At 74.7% G+C, this 17,227-nt stretch carries 14 protein-coding genes; 7 read left to right on the top strand and 7 right to left on the bottom strand.

What is annotated here, in order from left to right; all coding sequences use genetic code 11:
* The first annotated feature begins 4 nt into the window (after positions 1–4).
* Positions 5–436 carry a DUF4440 domain-containing protein gene (locus RKD23_RS35045; RefSeq protein WP_424857372.1) on the top strand — a complete coding sequence of 144 codons (432 nt, stop codon included), beginning with the start codon at positions 5–7 and terminating at the stop codon, positions 434–436.
* Here RKD23_RS35045 and RKD23_RS35040 read toward each other — a convergent pair.
* Both RKD23_RS35040 and RKD23_RS35035 read right to left on the bottom strand, forming a co-directional pair.
* Positions 433–1,812, bottom strand: coding sequence for an FAD-binding oxidoreductase (locus tag RKD23_RS35040; RefSeq protein WP_424857371.1), 1,380 nt, complete (start codon positions 1,810–1,812; stop codon positions 433–435). The genes RKD23_RS35045 and RKD23_RS35040 overlap by 4 nt on opposite strands.
* Before the next feature lie 136 nt (positions 1,813–1,948).
* On the bottom strand, positions 1,949–2,521 hold the full coding sequence (locus RKD23_RS35035) for a hypothetical protein (RefSeq protein ID WP_424857370.1): 573 nt from the start codon (positions 2,519–2,521) through the stop codon (positions 1,949–1,951).
* 172 nt (positions 2,522–2,693) lie between these two features.
* On the opposite strand from RKD23_RS35035, the gene RKD23_RS35030 reads away from it, so the two are divergent.
* From RKD23_RS35030 to RKD23_RS35015, 4 genes are all read left to right on the top strand, one after another.
* On the top strand, positions 2,694–3,548 hold the full coding sequence (locus tag RKD23_RS35030) for a fructosamine kinase family protein (protein WP_424857369.1): 855 nt from the start codon (positions 2,694–2,696) through the stop codon (positions 3,546–3,548).
* Between the two features lie 425 nt (positions 3,549–3,973).
* Positions 3,974–6,553 carry a SpoIIE family protein phosphatase gene (locus RKD23_RS35025; RefSeq protein WP_424857368.1) on the top strand — a complete coding sequence of 860 codons (2,580 nt, stop codon included), beginning with the start codon at positions 3,974–3,976 and terminating at the stop codon, positions 6,551–6,553.
* Between the two features lie 289 nt (positions 6,554–6,842).
* Positions 6,843–9,647 carry a SpoIIE family protein phosphatase gene (locus RKD23_RS35020; protein WP_424857367.1) on the top strand — a complete coding sequence of 935 codons (2,805 nt, stop codon included), beginning with the start codon at positions 6,843–6,845 and terminating at the stop codon, positions 9,645–9,647.
* 122 nt (positions 9,648–9,769) lie between these two features.
* The gene (locus RKD23_RS35015; protein WP_424857366.1) at positions 9,770–10,597 is read left to right on the top strand and encodes a chitosanase; all 828 of its coding nucleotides are present in this window, start codon (positions 9,770–9,772) and stop codon (positions 10,595–10,597) included.
* A 2-nt stretch (positions 10,598–10,599) separates the two neighbouring features.
* Here the strand turns inward: RKD23_RS35015 and RKD23_RS35010 are convergent, their stop codons facing one another.
* The 4 genes from RKD23_RS35010 to RKD23_RS34995 form a co-directional block, all read right to left on the bottom strand.
* Positions 10,600–11,340: a Type 1 glutamine amidotransferase-like domain-containing protein gene (locus RKD23_RS35010; RefSeq protein ID WP_424857365.1), complete on the bottom strand. Its 741-nt coding sequence runs from the start codon at positions 11,338–11,340 to the stop codon at positions 10,600–10,602.
* Positions 11,341–11,454: 114 nt separating this feature from the next.
* Positions 11,455–11,691: a hypothetical protein gene (locus tag RKD23_RS35005; RefSeq protein ID WP_404047616.1), complete on the bottom strand. Its 237-nt coding sequence runs from the start codon at positions 11,689–11,691 to the stop codon at positions 11,455–11,457.
* Positions 11,692–12,118: 427 nt separating this feature from the next.
* Positions 12,119–13,597 carry a PucR family transcriptional regulator gene (locus RKD23_RS35000; RefSeq protein ID WP_424857364.1) on the bottom strand — a complete coding sequence of 493 codons (1,479 nt, stop codon included), beginning with the start codon at positions 13,595–13,597 and terminating at the stop codon, positions 12,119–12,121.
* Positions 13,598–13,675: 78 nt separating this feature from the next.
* Complete coding sequence (locus RKD23_RS34995; protein ID WP_424857363.1) at positions 13,676–14,320, bottom strand: LppU/SCO3897 family protein; 645 nt, start codon at positions 14,318–14,320, stop codon at positions 13,676–13,678.
* A 151-nt stretch (positions 14,321–14,471) separates the two neighbouring features.
* Between RKD23_RS34995 and RKD23_RS34990 the strand changes: the two genes are divergently transcribed.
* A complete protein-coding gene (locus tag RKD23_RS34990) occupies positions 14,472–15,527 on the top strand; it encodes a LacI family DNA-binding transcriptional regulator (RefSeq protein ID WP_424857362.1) in 1,056 nt (351 codons plus the stop codon).
* A 29-nt stretch (positions 15,528–15,556) separates the two neighbouring features.
* Here the strand turns inward: RKD23_RS34990 and RKD23_RS34985 are convergent, their stop codons facing one another.
* Positions 15,557–16,177: an L-threonylcarbamoyladenylate synthase gene (locus tag RKD23_RS34985; protein WP_404047627.1), complete on the bottom strand. Its 621-nt coding sequence runs from the start codon at positions 16,175–16,177 to the stop codon at positions 15,557–15,559.
* Between the two features lie 233 nt (positions 16,178–16,410).
* Between RKD23_RS34985 and RKD23_RS34980 the strand changes: the two genes are divergently transcribed.
* On the top strand, positions 16,411–17,169 hold the full coding sequence (locus RKD23_RS34980; RefSeq protein ID WP_424857361.1) for a dienelactone hydrolase family protein: 759 nt from the start codon (positions 16,411–16,413) through the stop codon (positions 17,167–17,169).
* The last annotated feature ends 58 nt before the right edge of the window (positions 17,170–17,227 follow it).

Below are 17,227 nucleotides of genomic sequence, written 5' to 3'. Positions count from 1 at the left end.
CTCCATGACTGACGACGAAGATCACATCGCTGAGGCGATCGCGGCGGAGCTGCGGCTGATGGACCCCACCGTGCGGACGTCGCCCGAGGAGGCCGCACGGCTGCTGGACCCGCAGTTCGTGGAGGTCGGCGCGTCGGGGCGGCGCTGGACGTACGAGGAGATGCTCGCCGCGCTGCCCGGCATGGCGGGCAGCGCGGCGCAGGGGCCGCGGTACGAGCCCTCGGACATCGACGGGGTGCTGCTGGCTCCCGGTCTGGTGCATCTGACGTACGAGACGGTGCTGGACGGGCAGCGTGCGCGGCGCAGTTCGCTCTGGCGCCGGGGAGAGGGCGGTGCGGGCTGGCGCATGTACTACCACCAGGCCACACCGGTGCCGGCGGACGTCGCCCGGTGCCAGGCCCGGCGACGCCTGGACGAGCCGGAGGACAGGCCCTAGGAGACCACGGGCAGCGGGCTCGCGTGGAAGACACCGTCGGGGTCGTACGTGCGCTTCGCGGCCAGCAGGCGGTCGCGGTTGGGGCCGTAGGCGTGGGCGATCTGGTCGTGCTCGTCGGCGGCGAGCATGTTGACGTATCCGCCGGGCAGCGCTTCGGCGGACAGCGAGTCCGACAGGGCGCGGGCCCAGTCGCGGTGCCGGGCGGCGGGCTCTGCCGGTGCCCAGGCGGCGACGCTCTCCACGAGCATGTGCGGGGTGCGCATGGCGAAGGCCATGTCGGAGACGGGCACACGGGCGGCGGCGCCGTGCAGTCGGTGGGTGTAGACGGCGGACATCGGGGAGGTCAGCGCGTCACCGCCGGCGACGAGGGCGTCGATGACGCCGTCGGTGAGGCCGGGCACCGTGCGCGGGCGGACCTCGACGTGGCGGCCCGCGGGGGCCATGGTGTCCGTGGCGGCGAGGGTCTCGGTCATGCGGGTGGGCCCCACCTGTGCCATCACCGGGTCGCCGAGTCGGGTGAGGGGCTCGACGGCCGCGCGGCCGGTGTCGGGGTCACCGCACCAGGTGGGGGCGACGTAGATCAGCGGGCTGCCGGCCGGGCCGGTGAAGAGCCCGCAGGTCACGGTCAGTTCGTCGGGATGCGTCGGCAGTTGTTCGCCGAGCGCCTTCAGCACGGAGCTCGCCTGGTCCCACGGGTAGAGGATCGTGCCGCCTACCACGGTCGGGTCGGCGGCTCCACCGGGCAGCGGGTGCACCCGCACACGTATGGAGGTGACGACGCCGAAGTTGCCGCCGCCTCCGCGCAGGGCCCACAGCAGCTCGGGCTCGTGCTCGGCGTCGGCCGTGACGGCGGTTCCGTCGGCGAGGACGAGGTCGACGGCCACCACGTTGTCGATGCCGAGGCCGTACCGGCCGCCGAGCGGTCCGTATCCGCCGGCGAGGGTGAAGCCGACGATCCCGACGCTGCCGGAGGTGCCGGTGACGGCGATCCGGCCGGCGGCTTCCGCGGCCTGCGCCACGTCCATGGCCCGGGCGCCGCCCTGGACGTCGGCCACGCCGGCGTCCTGGTCGAGGGTGATCCGCCGCATGCCGCTCAGGTCGAGCAGCAGCCCGCCGTCGAGGATCGCGCCGCCCGTCCAGCCGTGGCCGCCGCCGCGCACCGACAGCGGCACGCCGAGCTCACGTGCCGCCGTGACACCCGCCTGGACGTCGCCGGCGTCGGCGCACCGCAGGACGACGGCCGGACGGCTCTCGACCGCGCCGTTCCACACGGTGCGGGACGCCTCGTACTCGGGGCCGGCCGTCGTGACCCGGCCCGGGTCCGTCGTCCGTCGCAGACGTTCGGCGAGCTGCGCGGTCGCGCTCACAGCAGTCATGGCCACCCTCTCGATGAGTCTGCGCCGCCGGTCCCGCCCGCAGCGTCTGGTAGCGGCAGAGTAGGGCTCCGGTCAGCAGGCGGGACCTGCACGGAAGGATTCGGCCAAGACTTTGGGAACTGGACACCGGACCCGCTCACAGCGGTGCGTCGGGACCGGGTTCCGCGGAGCCGGTGAGGGCGTGCGCGAAGGCCTTCAGCGCGGCGAAGTCGGTGGGGCGCAGGCCGTGCCGGGCGTCGACGCGGTGCAGGAGGGCGCTGCCGGGGTGCCGGGCCGCGACGAAGGCGCGGTCGGCGTCGCCGAGTTCGTCGTCCACCCAGGCGAACGGGCGGCCCGCGGCGTGCGCGAGGACGTGGCGGGTCTTCCAGAACGTGCCCTCGGGGCCCGCGTCGAACAGGCCGGGCCAGTCGACGACCGGAAGGTCGGGCAGGCCGAGGACCGGGGCGATCAGCGTGTTGGCGTCACGGCCCCAGGTGGTGGCCCACACCAGGTCGTACACGTCGCTCAACTCCCTCAAGCAGGCGCCGTGTTCGGGGTTGAGCCACACCCGCAGCGGGCGCAGCCGGGCGCGGTCCTCGACGGGATGCCGGGCGAGCCATCCCTCGGGGGCCATGCGGTGGGTCGTATAGCCCTGAGGGCGGCGTTCGGGCTTGGCGGCGTACGGGTTGAGGGGGCCGTCGACATCGAGGTAGAGCAGCGGTCTTCGCACGGAGCGGGCTCCTTACACAGCGGGGTGCGGTGCAGTCGACATCCTGCCAAAGGGCGCCCTGCGCCGGTGGGTTCGCTCGGGCCGACCGGGGCGGGGCGCCGTACGCTGGGCGCATGTGTCGTCGTAGCGGCCGTGTGCAGGGTCCGTTCCGCGCGTGCGCGGGGGCGGGCGGATGAGCGGGCCGGGGGACGCCGCCGCGCGGCTGACGGGACGGCCCGTCGCCGAGGTGCGGCCGCTGTCCGGGACGCTCGCGGAGGTCGCGCTCCAGGGCGGGCCGGTGGTCATGGTGAAGCGGGGCGACGGTCCGGACGCCGTACGGGCGGAGGCGGCCGGGCTGCGCTGGCTGGCCGAGGCGGATGCCCTCAGGGTGCCGCGCGTCCACGGCGAGGACGGGACCTGGCTGGTCACCGAGCGCGTGCGGACCGGCCCCGCCCGCCGGGAGACGGCCGCCCGGCTCGGCCGGGGACTCGCCGCGCTGCACGCGGCGGGCGCGCCCGCGTTCGGCGCGCCGCCGCCCGGGGGCCCGCGGGACGCGTTCATCGGTGCCGCCCCGATGCGCAACAGCCCGGACACGGACTGGCCGCGCTGGTACGCCGAGCAGCGGGTGCTGCCGTATCTGCGCCGGGCGGTCGACGACGGCACGGTACGCCCGGCGGAGGCACGGGTGGTCGAGGCGGTGTGCGAGCATCTGCCCGCGCTCGCCGGTCCTGCGGAGCCGCCCGCCCGGCTGCACGGGGATCTGTGGAACGGCAATGTCCTGTGGGGCGCCGACGGGGACGCCTGGCTCATCGACCCGGCCGCGCACGGCGGGCACCGCGAGACGGACCTGGCGATGCTGCGCCTGTTCGGCTGCCCGTATCTCGACGACGTACTGGAGGCGTACCAGCAGACCGCGCCGCTCGCCGACGGCTGGGCCGCACGCGTCGGCGTGCACCAGCTCTTCCCGCTGCTCGTGCACGCCGTGCTGTTCGGCCGCGGCTACGCCGAACAGGCCGTCGAGACGGCCCGGGCGACCCTGCGCCACTAGCGGGAACGCCCACCGGCCCGTGGGGCCGTGCCGCCGGCCGGCACATCCCCCGCCACATAGGTCCGCGCCGCCGACCGGCACATCCACCGCCACGTGGGGCCGTGCCGCCCGCCGGCACATTCACCGCCACGTGAGTCCGCGCCGCCGGCCGACACATCCACCGGCCGCGTGAGTCCGCGCCACCAGCCGCACGTGAGTCCGTGCCGCCGGCCGACACGTGCGTCCGCGCCGCCAGCCGGCACGCCCACCCCCACCGGAGCGCGGGCCGCGCAGATGCCGCGCCGCGCCCGCACCCGGCCCCGCGCGCGATGCCGAGCTGCACGCCACCCGAGACGGCAGCTCGCCCCGGAGGTGCGCCCCCGCGCCGGACAGGCGCATTCTGGCTGTGTCGCCTGCGCGGCAGGGCACCGACGAGGTAAGGGCCGATGACTGGGAGCGCCGAGAGCGGGAGCGGGATGCCGGGCCGGCTGGCCGTGCTGCTCACCGAGGTCGCGGCCGAGGCCATCAGTGCGGTCCGCGGCACTGTCGCGGGCGTGTATCTGCCCTCGGACGTGCCCAGTGTGCTGCGGCTCGCAGTGCTGGCGGGCGTGCCCGGTCCGCTGTTCCGGCCCTGGTGGCGGGTGCATGTGGAGCGCCAGTTCCCGGTCGCTGACGCGTTCCGCTCCGGCGTGCAGGTGGTTCTGCCGAACGCCACGGAGACGATGCGCCGCTACCCCCAGTTCGCCGCCGCGCTGCCGTTCCCGCTCGGCTCGATCACCGTGCCCATGACGACCGGAGGGGCCCGCACCGGTGTGCTGACGGTGCTGCGGCCGTCCAGCGCCGACGTCACCGAGCTGCTGCCCGAGCGGGACCGGCTGCTCACCCTCGCGGGCGGGCTCGCCCTGCGGCTGGACGGTCTGGAGAAGACCGGCACCCCGGCCGTGTGGGAGGACGAGCCACTGTGTCTGCGGCCCCCGTCCGCGCGGCTGGGCACGGCCCGCGTGGGCCGGTTCACCTGGGACCCGGCGGCCGACCTGGTCACGGCGGACGACGGCGCGCGCAGGCTGCTGGACCTGGCGCCCGGCGATCTGCCCGGCCCGGCCGGGACGCTGGCCCGGGGCATGGACCGGGGCGACGCGCTGCGGCTGATGACGCTGCTGCGGGAGACGGCCCGCGGGCGCACACCCCTTCGCCCGCTGCCGGTGCGGATCACGTACGGCGCGCTGCGCCTGGTGGACCTGCGGCCCGCCTCCGGCGCGCGTCTGGTGGCCGGGGTGGTGCTGGAGGCGGACCCGGTGGCCGACACCGCGGCCGAACTGCTGCCGCAGGGGGTGTTCTGCCTGGACCGCCTCGGCATCGCGGTGTACGCCAATCCGCGCGCCGCGCATCTGCTGGGCGTGGCCCGGGAGCGGCTCGTGGGGCAGCCGCTGTGGGAGGCGGTGCCGTGGTTGCAGCAGCCGGTGTGCGAGGACCATCTGCGGGCGGCGCTGCTCGCCTCGGAGGCCGTGCACTTCCACGTCCGCCGGCCTCCCGGCCCGCATCCCTACGAGGGCGACTGGCTCGCCCTGTCCGTGCGTCCCGGACCCGACATCCTGACCTGCACGGTCGTACCGGCCAACCGCATGGCCGACGCGCCCGCGCCCCCGCCCGACACCTCCCCTCCGCCGACCCACGCACCCGGCCCGCTTCCCGACACGGAACCACACCGGCCCCCCGCGGCCCCCGACACCGAGGCACCGGCGGCATCCCCGCTCCCCCACCCCGCCGATGTGCTGCGCTCCCCGACGGACGCGCTGCGCTCGGCGTCGTTCTACCGGCCCATCACCCTCGCCATCGCCCTCACCGAGGCCGTCACCGCGCGCCAGGTCTCCGCCGTGGTGATGCAGGAGCTGCTGCCCGCGTTCGGCGGGCGGCGGCTGGCGATCTACCTGCTGCAGGACCGACATCTGTACCTGGCGTGGGAGACCGGTTTCCCGGAGGGCTTCCTCGCGCCCTTCGACGGGGTGAGCCTGGACACCCGGCTGCCCGGGGTGGAGACGCTGACCACCGGTCAGCCGCTGTTCTTCGACTCCATGCAGCAGCTCGCGGCCGCCTATCCGGGTATCGCGCTGGACGCTCCCGAGGGTGCCCGCGCCTTTCTGCCGCTGATCGCGTCGGGCCGCCCGGTCGGCTCCTGCATCCTCGGCTTCGACCGGCCCCACAGCTTCGCGCAGGAGGAGCGCACCGTGCTGACGGCGCTCGCCGGGCTGATCGCGCACGCCATGGAGAAGGCCCAGCGCTACGACTCCGAGGCCGCGCTCGCCCGTGGCCTGCAACGCGCCCTGCTGCCACGCCGACTGCCGGTGCATCCGCGGCTGGAGACGGCGGGACGTTATCTGCCGGGGACCGAGGGCATGGACGTGGGCGGGGACTGGTACGACGTCGTGGAGGCCGGGGACGGCGTGGCGCTGGTGATCGGCGATGTGCAGGGGCACGGGGTGCAGGCGGCGGCGACCATGGGGCAGTTGCGCAGCGCGGTGCGGGCGTTCGCTCTGGACGACCGGCCGCCCGAGCAGGTGCTGAGCGGCACCAACCGGCTGCTGATCGACCTCGACCCGGGCCAGTTCGCCAGCTGCTGCTACGTCTGGCTCGACCCGGCGACCGGCGTGGCCCGCATCGCACGGGCCGGGCATCCACCCCCGCTGCTGCGCCACCCGGACGGCCGTACGCAGGTGGTGGAGACCCCCGTCGGGGTCGTGCTCGGGGTCGTCACCCACGCCCGCTACCCGGTCACGGAGGTGCGGATGGAGCCCGGCGCGATCCTCGCGCTGTACACCGACGGGCTGGTGGAGCGGCAGGGCGTGGACATCGACGACGGCATCGGCGCGCTGCGGGTGGCCCTGGCCAGGGCGGGCACGCCCGACGGACGCCCCCTGATCTCTGTGGCCGACCGCCTCACCGCCACCATGCGCCACACCGCCGACCGCCCCGACGACATCGCCCTCCTGCTCGCGGCACGCCGGGGCGGGGCGGGAGACCAGGGCTGAGGGGGCTGGTTTCGGCGCGTACCGGGCTGCGGGTGATCGTGGGTTGCTCGCGCAGTTCCCCGCGCCCCTGAGTACGTCGCCCTAGGGGGCGCGGGGAACTGCGCGACCAGCCACACACGGCCCGCAGCCGCAGCACTCGGGTCAGTTGGGACGGCAGCGGCGCCCCGTGCACCACGATCAGCCCCGCCCCGCGTGTCTCCGCAACCCCCCGCCCCGTGCGCCCGGACACGGCTCGTCCCGATCAGTGACACCCCTCGCCTACCGGGGCTCGGGAGTGTAGACATGGCTCATGGTCCGGCTTGTGGGGCGGTCCGGGACTCGGCCGGCCCGTCGTCTCGGGAGTGCGCGCGCGGTGCGGGCGCCCGGTGGTGCTCGTCCGATCGGTGAGCGGCGCGCCCGGCACGCGGCGGACCGGCCGCGGCTGCGGCGGGCCCCCGCTGCGGGCGGGCGTCGTCCGGGCCGGCTCGGGGCTCTGCGGGCGGCACTCGGCGGCCGGAGTCTGGCCGGGCAGGTGTTCGTCTTCCAGTTCGTCATCGTGCTGCTGCTGGTGGTCGCGGCGGTGGCGGCGCTGGTGCTCCAGGGCCGCGTGGACACCACGACGGAGGCCCGTAACCGCTCGCTCGCGGTGGCGCAGACGTTCGCCAACGCACCGGGCGTCCGTGAGGCGTTGTTCGCCCCGGACCCGTCAGCCGTGCTGCAGCCGCGGGCGGAGGCCGCCAGGCTGGCCTCCGAGGTCGACTTCATCGTCGTCACCGATCCCGACGGCATCCGCTACACCCACCCCAAGCCGGACCGCATCGGCAAGAAGTTCGTCGGGAACATCGCCCCGGCGCAGGCCGGCGGCACGGTCGTCGAGGAGGTCGACGGCACCATCGGCCGCCTGGTGCAGGCCGTCGTACCGGTCACGGCGGACGACGGCACGGTAGTGGGCCTGGTGTCGGCCGGCATCACCACGGCGCATGTGGGCGGCACGGCCAACGACCAGTTGCCGCTGGTGCTGGGCGCGGCGGCGGCCGCCCTGGCCCTCGCGCTGGCCGGTACGGCTCTGGTGAGCAGGCGGCTGCTGCGCCAGACGCACGGCCTGGGCCCGGACGAGATGACCCGCATGTACGAGCATCACGACGCGGTGCTGCACTCCGTGCGCGAGGGCGTGATCATCGTCGGCGCCGAGGGCGAGCTGCTGCTGGCCAACGACGAGGCGCACCGGCTGCTGGACCTGCCCGTCGACGCCGAGGGCCGGCAGGTGCGTGAACTCGGTCTGGACCCGGACACCGCCGACCTGCTGGGCTCGGCCCGGATGGCGACGGACGAGGTGCACCTGGTCGGCGACCGGCTGCTGGCGGTCAACCAGCGGCCCACCGATCTGGCGGGCGGCCCGGCCGGCAGCGTGGCGACCCTGCGCGACTCCACCGAGCTGCGCGCCCTGTCCGGGCGGGCGGAGCTGGCCCGTGAGCGGCTGGACCTGCTGTACGCGGCCGGGGTGCGCATCGGCGGCAGCCTGGATGTGTCGCGTACGGCGGAGGAGCTGGCGGAGCTGACCGTGCCGAGGTTCGCGGACTTCGTCAGCGTGGACCTGTTCGACGCGGTGCTCGGCGGTGAGCCGCCGGAGCCCGGCACGGAGCTGCGCCGCACGGCGCTGAGCGGCATCCGCAAGGACGTGCCGCTGTACCCGGTGGGCGAGCGGATCCGGTACGTGCCGACCTCCCCGCAGGCCCGCGTCCTGGCCACCGGCGAGTCCGTGGTGGAGCCCGACCTGGACCAGGCGTACGGCTGGCACGAGCAGGACGCGGAGCGGGCCGGGCAGGTGGTGGAGTACGGCATCCACTCGCTGATCACGGTGCCGCTGCGGGCGGGCGCGCTGATCCTGGGCCTGGTCACTCTCTGGCGCTCCGAGCAGCCCGAGCCGTTCGACGAGGAGGACCAGGCGCTGGCGGAGGAGCTGGCGGCCCGGGCGGCGGTCGCCATCGACAACGCGCGCCGCTACACCCGCGAGCACGCCATGGCGGTGACGCTGCAGCGCAGTCTGCTGCCGCGTTCTCTGCCGGAGCAGTCCGCGCTGGAGATCGCCTACCGGTATCTGCCCGCGCAAGCTGGTGTCGGCGGCGACTGGTTCGACGTCCTGCCGCTGTCCGGGACCCGGGTGGCGCTGGTGGTGGGCGATGTGGTCGGGCACGGGCTGCACGCGGCGGCGACGATGGGCCGGCTGCGCACGGCGGTGCACAACTTCGCGGCGCTGGACCTCGCTCCGAACGAGCTCCTGTCGCTGCTCGACGAGCTGGTCGCGCGTATCGACCAGGACGAGGCGGAGGAGGGCGGCAGCGCACCGGTGACGGGCGCCACCTGCCTGTACGCGATCTACGATCCGGTCACGCGCCGGTGCTCGATCGCGCGGGCCGGTCATCCGCCGCCCGCGCTGGTACGGCCGGACGGCGAGGTCGAGTTCCTGGACGTGCCGGTGGGCCCGCCGCTGGGGCTCGGCGGGCTGCCGTTCGAGACGGCGGACGTGGAGCTCGCCGAGGGCAGCCGGCTGGTGCTGTACACCGACGGTCTGGTCGAGGACCGGGGGCACGACATCGACGTCGGCCTCGAGCTGCTGGGCGAGGCTCTGGAGCAGGCGGGGCCGTCGCCGGAGGAGACCTGCCGGGCGGTGGTGGACGCCCGGCTGCCGGCCCGGCCGGGTGACGACATCGCGCTGATCGTGGCGCGGACCCGGGCGCTGGCCGCGGACCGGATCGCGGAGTGGGAGGTGCCGTCCGACCCGGCGGAGGTCGGCCGGGTGCGCGCCGCGCTCACCCGCAGGCTGGACGAGTGGGGCCTGGAGGAGCTCGTGTTCACCACGGAGCTGATCCTCAGCGAGCTGCTGACCAACGCGATCCGCTACGGCGCCGGGCCGATCCGGGTGCGGATGCTGTTCGACCGCACCCTGATCTGCGAGGTGTTCGACAGCAGCAGCACGGCCCCGCATCTGCGGTACGCGGCGATGACCGACGAGGGCGGCCGCGGGCTGTTCCTGGTCGCGCAGCTCGCCGAGCGCTGGGGCACCCGCTATGTCGCCGACGGCAAGGTCATCTGGGCGGAGCAGCCGCTGCCGTGAGGGAGTTCTCGCAAGGGGTGTGGTCAAGCGCGAGCAGGTCTGATAGGAAACCTTACTATCAGTTCGGCAACACGGAACCACGCTCAACTCCCCAACCCCCCACACGGAATCGGAGCCCCGTGATGCAACCCTTCACCGCCGCGAGCGCCTCGCGCCGCACCCTCCTCGCCCTGTTCGGCGCCGCCATGGCGTCGGCCCCGCTGCTCGGCTCCCCACGGGCGTACGCCGCCCCCGACCGGGCGGCCGGCCTGGACGACCCGGCGAAGAAGGAGATCGCCATGAAGCTGGTCTCCAGCGCGGAGAACTCCTCCCTCGACTGGCGCGCCCAGTACAAGTACATCGAGGACATCGGCGACGGACGCGGCTACACCGCCGGGATCATCGGCTTCTGCTCGGGCACCGGCGACATGCTCGACCTGGTCGAGCTGTACGCCGCGCGCCGCCCGGGCAACGTCCTGGCCCGCTATCTGCCCGCCCTGCGCGAGGTCGACGGCACCGACTCGCACGAGGGCCTCGACCCCGGCTACCCCGGCGACTGGCGCCGGGCCGCCCGGGACGGGGCGTTCCAGCAGGCCCAGAACGACGAACGCGACCGCGTCTACTTCGACCCCGCCGTACGGCAGGGCAGGGCGGACGGGCTGCGCACGCTCGGCCAGTTCGCCTACTACGACGCCCTGGTCATGCACGGCGACGGCACGGACCCCACCTCGTTCCGCAGCATCCGCGCCCGGGCGCTGCGCTCGGCCCAGCCGCCGTCACGCGGCGGTGACGAGGTGCGCTACCTGCACGCGTTCCTCGACGCGCGGGTGTGGGCCATGAAGCAGGAGGAGGCGCACAGCGACACCAGCCGGGTGGACACCGCCCAGCGGGTCTTCCTGCGCGCGGGCAACCTCGACCTCGACACCCCGCTGGACTGGCGGGTGTACGGGGACAGTTACCACCTCGACTGAGGTCAGCCCGGGGCGGTGGGGAGCAGGCGCGGTTCGATGCGCTCCTCCACCGCCTCGCCGCCCTCGCGGCGCACCACGTAGGCGCCCTTGCCGGGGATCTCGGTGACGGCCTCGACCAGCCGCGTGCCCCGGTAGACGAGCCCCACGCCGTCGTCGGTGCAGTGGGCCTCGGGGAAGGTGCCGTCCGCGACGAGCCGGTGCATCAGCGGGCGCCGGCCCGCGTCGGAGTCGTAGTGCACGCCGTTGCCGTACGGCAGCAGGCCGAGGCCGTCGGTGACGGGGCGCAGTTCGGGCCCGTACGAGTCTGTCGTGCCGCCCTGGAACCAGCAGAGGGAACCGGCGCTGACCCCGCTGAGCACCACGCCCGCCTCCCAGGCGCGGCGCATGATGCGATCCAGGCCGTGCACCCGCCAGACGGCGAGCAGGTTGGCGACCGAGCCGCCCATGACCCACACGACGTCGCTGTCGAGGACCGCGCCCTCCATGTCGTCCAGGTTGGGCATCGGGAACAGTTGCAGCGGGGTGAGGTCGAAGCCGGCCACCCGGGCCGCCTCGGCCATGCGGGCGGTGGTGGCCTCGGCGTCGCCGATCGCGGTGCCGACGTACAGGATGCGGGGGCGCCGGCCGTGCGCGCCGGACAGCTCGACGGCGTGGTGGACCAGGGAGTCGAACAGCAACCGGGTCCGCCGGCCCATGCGATGGCCGCCGGAGGTGGCGAGGACGGTCGGTTCCGGTGCTGTCATGGCGTGATCATAACGGCCGTCCCCCGGGTGCGGTCCCGGGCGCCTGAGGCCGTGCGGGCAGGGCGACGGCCCGGTCCGTGCCGGTTGCACGGCCGGGCTCGTCGGGCCGTGGCGTCAGCCGCCCGCGAGACGCGAGCGCAGAAGATCCTTGCCCAGCTCGGCGCCCTTGCGGCTGTCCGCCTGCGCCTTGCGGAACAGGTCCGCGACCTCGCTGTCCTTGTCGCGTTCGGCGTCCTGGATGTATGTCTCCAGGCGCAGGGCATTGCTCAGGCACGCCTCCACGTACCAGATGAGGTTGTAGTCCTTGTCCCGTGTACCGGTCACCTGGCCGGTCTCGGTGCCACTCGTCATGCGGCCCTCCACTTCGCGGTTCTCGGTGCGGATCCGCGGGGCCCGGGTCGGGTCACCGGGCGTGACGGATCTTGTCGGCGCGGGCCGAGTACCCGCCCGCGGGCCGCACACACCGCCTGCGCGGAAGATCGCCTCGGAAAGGCCCGGCCGGGCCCAGGGCGTGGCCGCGTGCGTATCCCGGTCGGGCGGCGAAGGGGCAGACCGGTCCCTCGTGTCGGTCGGGCGCCAAAGGGCCGGACTCGATCCACCGTGCCGGTCAGGTGCCGAAGGGGCCGACCGGTCCCCCGTGCCGGTCGCGCCCCTGCGGCCCGCCGAACCTACGTGCGCGGTCCGCCGGTTGGGAACCGTGCCGATGCCCGGTCCGGCGCCCCGAGGACTCAACCGTGCACAGGCCCGCCCGGATGGTCCCGGTTCGTCGCCGCCGGGGCTACGCGGCGGGCAGCGCCGGCGGGGCGAGGTCACCGAGGGCGAGGTGGGCCAGGACGACCTCGTACAGGTCGCTGCCGGAGGCGAGGAGCTGGCGCTGCAGCACGGGCTCGGCTCCGCGCACATGATCGCGTACGGTCTGGGCGTGCACGCCCAGTGTCCGCGCGGCCCGCTCGGCGTTGGCGCCGGCCGCGAGCCAGGCACGCAGCGTGCGGCGCAGGTCGCGGCCGTCGCCGTCCAGCAGCCCGAGCAGGGCGCGGGACCAGGCGCGCAGGGCGGCGTCGGTCAGCAGGTCGCCGAACGCGGTGTGGGCCCCGGCGGGCTGCGGCGGCGGTTGCTCGGTGAGCCCGGCCTGGGAGTTCAGGGCGAGATGGACGGCGGCGCGGACCCCGAGGTCGGAGAAGTCGGTGCCCAGCAGAGCCTCGACGCGCTCCATGCGGGCGCGCACGGTGTTGCGGCTGACACCGAGGATCTTCGCCGCGCTGACGGCGGTGAACTCCAGCCCCAGGCGCGTGGTGGCGAGGAGCTCAGCCCGCGTGTGGTGGGCGAGCGCGTCGAGCGGGCTGAGCAGCCGCGCGGCCCAGCCGTGCAGCGCCCGGGGGTCCAGGAGCCGTTCGGGGTGGGTGCGTTCGGCGTAGAGCGCCGCCTTGCCGGGGCGGAAGCGGGCCACGGCCAGGGCGCTGACGGCCTGTCCGTACGCCGTGGCTGTACGGGCGAGACTGTGCCGGCGGCTGCCGCCGAGGAAGGTGTCGGCGCGGTCGCCGACGAGCGCGTGCAGCCGCTCGGCCGCGGTGTCGTCGGGGACGACGACGATGACATGGGCGTCGACCGCCGGGCAGCGCACGACGAGCGCCCGCTCCCCGGTGGCGTCGAGGCAGTCCTCGGCGAACCGGTCGCGGTCCTCGGGCCGGCACTCGACGACGTAGACGCGGGCGGTGTCGGTGTCCAGCAGGCCGGGCCACAGGCCCGCGGCGACCCGGCGGGCGGAGACGGCGTCCTCCACCATGAGCAGTTGCAGGATGGCGAGGCGCAGGTCGGCGGCGGCGCGTTCGAGGCGCCGGGACGCGAGTGCCGACTCGCCCGCGCCGAGGAGGAGTTCGACGACCGCGGCGGTGTGGGTGACGATGTCGAAGGCCCGGCGGTCGAAGGGTGCCGTGCGGGACACGGCCAGGACGGCGGCGGGCTGCGGGCCCGGCGGCTCCACCCGGACCAGCCGCAGATGGCGTCCGGCGTCCTCCACGGCCGCCGTGGCGATACGTCCGGCGCCGACGTCCGCGGCGAGCGCGTCGTCCAGCGCGATCGGGCGTCCGGCGAGCAGGGTGCCGTCGTGGCCGCGCAGGCAGACGCTGCCCTCCACGGTCCTCGCCAGCCAGTCGGCGATCCGGCCGAGGTCGCGTCCCGTCGGCCGCAGATGACCGAGCAGTTCCTCCGCCCAGGCGGACCGCCCGCCGTCCCGCGCTCCGCTGCCGCGGCCGGCCATGCCGCCTCCCCCTCGCCTGTCGTACGCCCCTGATCCGTCCGGACGTTACCTCAGGGACCTGGGAAGACGCCGGGGACGTCAGTCCAGTTCCCGGCTGCAGGCGACCTCGGCCCCGGTGTCCGTCGTGGCCCACTTCTTCAGGACCACCGGTGTCAGACCGGCGGCGCAGCCGTCGAAGGGGATGCCGTCGCTCACCCGTTGGTCCACCAGCACCTCGACGACCTGGTGCGTGGCCCTGTCCGCGGGCGACCCGCCTCGGCAGACCACCTCCGAGACCCACCCCTCCTTGCCGACGCGCAGACAGTCGCCCACCACCAGGTGGGGGCCGCCGCCCTGGCCGGGGTCCCCGGGGTGCGGGGCCGTGCGGTTGCGGACGCAGACCAGCTGGGCGACCGTACGGCTGCCCGCGTCCCACGGTACGTCGACGGTGTCGTCGGTCCGCTCGGGGCAGTCGCGCGGGTCGGCCGGGGCGGTGTCCTGGAACACCGCCAGCACGGTCGCCTCCGCCCGGTGGTCGGTGCACGGCACCTCTTCGTAGTCACCGGCCGACCCTGGGGCGTCGTCCTTCGCGACACAGTCGTCGACGTCCAGCTCCTCGCCCGGCGAAGGGCTCGCGCTCGTGGGCGCGGCGCCGTCGGACCGGTATCCCTCCGCCTGTCCGCAGCCGGTGACCACGGCGCCGGCCAGCAGCACGGCCACAGCGGCTCTTCGTAACGCCGTCACGTCCAACTCCCTCTGATTTTCTCGGCCTTGTCGCTTGCGCGGGCCGTCAGTATGCCCCACCCAATCGTTTGGGCCAATCGTTTGCTCGGATCGGCCGGGGCGGGTTGCGCAACAATGTGCGCGCGACGCGGAACTACCGAAGGGCGGGGTCGTGGTGGAGCAGGGTCCGGTGACGTTGCAGGGCATCGCCGAGCGGCTCGGTCTGCATGTCTCGACCGTCTCCCGGGTGCTCAACGGCCCGCGCGACGGACGGGTGCGCGCCGCCTCCGGGGACACCGCCGAGCGCATCCGGCGGCTCGCCGACGAACTCGGCTACCGGCCCAACCCGCTGGCGGCGGGCCTGCGGACGCGGCGCAGCAATCTCATCGGCGTGCTGGTGCCACGGCTGTCCGAGATCGTGATGGCGACCGTCTACGAGGGGGCCGAGGAGGCCGCGGCGGCGCACGGGCTGTCGGCGTTCGTCACCAACACCCATGACGATCCGGCCCTCCAGCGCGACCGGATCGCGATGGTGCTGGCCCGCCGGGTGGACGGCCTGGTCATCGGTGACGCGCATCTGGACGGGGCGGCGCTGGACGTGCCGGGGCTGCGCGGCACGCCGTTCGTGCTGGTCAATCGCCGTACCCGGGCCGGGCATACGTCCGTCACGTGTGACGACCGGCTGGGCGGGCGGCTGGTCGCCGAGCACTTCCTCGCGCTGGGGCACCGCTCGGTGGGCGTCCTCGCGGGCGAGCCGTTCGCCAGCACGGGCGCCGACCGCACGGAGGGCTTCGTCGAGCGCTACCGGGAGGCGGGGCTGCCCGTGCCCGCGCACCGGGTCGTGCACTGCGCGTTCGACACGGCAGGCGGCCGGCGTGCCGCGACCGCCCTGCTCACCGGCTCGGGGTCCGGCGGCTCCGGCGCGCGCCCGACGGCCCTGTTCGCGGTGAACGACTTCGCCGCGATCGGCGCGGCGGGCGCGGCCCGTGACCTGGGCCTGCGCCTCGGCCGGGACCTGGCCCTCGCGGGCTTCAACGACACGCCCCTGGCCGCCGAACTCCCCGTGCCGCTCACCAGCGTCCACTCCCCCATGGCCGAACAGGGCCGCCGCGCGGTCGCCCTGCTGCTGCGGCGCATCGCCGGCGAGGAGACCGCGTCCGAGGTCCTGACGCCCGAGCTGCGGGTCCGGGAGTCGACCGGGGAGCCGGTGGGAGCGCCGCTGGACTGAGCGGGGTCGGGGTGGCTCGCAGCCCCCGCCTACTCGAACCGGCTCCAGTCGCCCGCCCCCCGGCGTACGATCTCCGCCTCGCCGCCCGAGAAGTCGATCACCGTGGTCGGTTCCGTTCCGCACTCGCCGGAGTCGAGCACGCCGTCCACGGCGTGGTCGAGGCGGTCCTTGATCTCCCAGCCCTGGGTCAGGGGCTCGTCCTCGTCGGGCAGCAGCAGCGTGCTGGACAGCAGTGGCTCGCCGAGTTCGCTGAGCAGGGCCTGGGTGACGACATGGTCGGGGATGCGGACGCCGACGGTCTTCTTCTTCGGGTGCTGCATGGCGCGGGGCACCTCCTTCGTCGCCGGGAGGATGAAGGTGTAACTGCCCGGCGTCGAGGCCTTGATCGCCCGGAAGACGTCGTTGTCGACGCGGACGAACTGGCCGAGCTGGGCGAAGTCCTGGCACACGAGGGTGAAGTGGTGCCGGTCGTCCAGCCGGCGGATGGACCGGATGCGGTCGATGCCGTCACGGCTGCCCAGACGGCAGCCCAGGGCGTAGCAGGAGTCCGTCGGGTACGCGATCAACGCGCCGTCGCGGACGCTGTCGGCGACCTGGGTGATGGTGCGCGGCTGGGGGTTGTCGGGGTGCACGTCGTAGTACTTCGCCATTGCCCGAGCTTATGCCCGACGGGAGCGCGGACGGCGCATCTGCGCGGAGCCGAGAGCGGGGCGGGCGACAGGAACCCGTTCGAGTCCCGCGCGGTCCGTCGGGAACCGGCTCCGGCAGGGCCTGACCCCACTCAGGCTCCGGCAGCCACGCGTGCCACGATGATCGTCGGAGCGCGGCGCCACCCCCGGGCCGGTGAGCCGCTCGCCGTCGACTGCGCAGGGAGGCGCCCGCCATGACCGCCGTAGAGACAACAGCCCTGGACATCGCCACCGAGGACGGCAGCGCCGACGCGTTTCTCGTCCACCCTGCCGACGGCGGGCCGTACCCCGGGGTGCTGATGTACATGGACGCGTTCGGGCCCCGGCCGCACCTGCTGTCGATGGCGGAGCGGCTGGCGGCGGCCGGGTACACGGTCCTGCTGCCGAACGTGTTCCACCGGCACGGCCGCGCCCCCGTGGTGCCGCTGCCCGAGTTCATCGACGCGGCCGCCGAGCACGCGCTGTTCGAGCATCTGGGCCCGATCCTGCGGAGCCTGACCCCGGATCAGGGCATGCGGGACGCGGAGGCGTACCTGCGCACGCTGGCCGAGTCCCCCGCGGTCACGGACGGGCCCGTGGGCGTGACCGGTTACTGCATGGGCGCGCGGCTGTCCCTGCTGACGGCCGGCACGTTCCCGCAGCGGGTCGCGGCCGCGGCCGGGTTCCACGGCGGACGGCTCGCGGCCGATACGCCGGACAGCCCGCACCGGGTCGCGGACCGGATCACCGCCGAGGTGTACTTCGGGCACGCCGACGCCGACCCCGTCCTGCCCGCCGAGCAGATCCGGCGCCTGGAGGACGCCCTGACCGAGGCGGGCGTACGCCATCGCTGCGAGGTGTACGCGGGTGCCCCGCACGGCTTCACGCAGGCCGACTGCCACGCGTACGACGCGGACGCGGACGCCCGGCACTGGGCGGCGCTGCTCGCACTGCTGGGGCGGAACCTGAAGTAGGGGCGGCACGGCGGCGATCCTGCCGCAGTCATTGACACGCTCGCGCCCTCACGCCACG

Origin of the sequence: Streptomyces sp. SAI-170, assembly GCF_049739565.1 — a bacterium.
Classification (GTDB): Bacteria; Actinomycetota; Actinomycetes; order Streptomycetales; family Streptomycetaceae; genus Streptomyces.
This window is presented reverse-complemented; position numbering and strand designations above follow the sequence as displayed.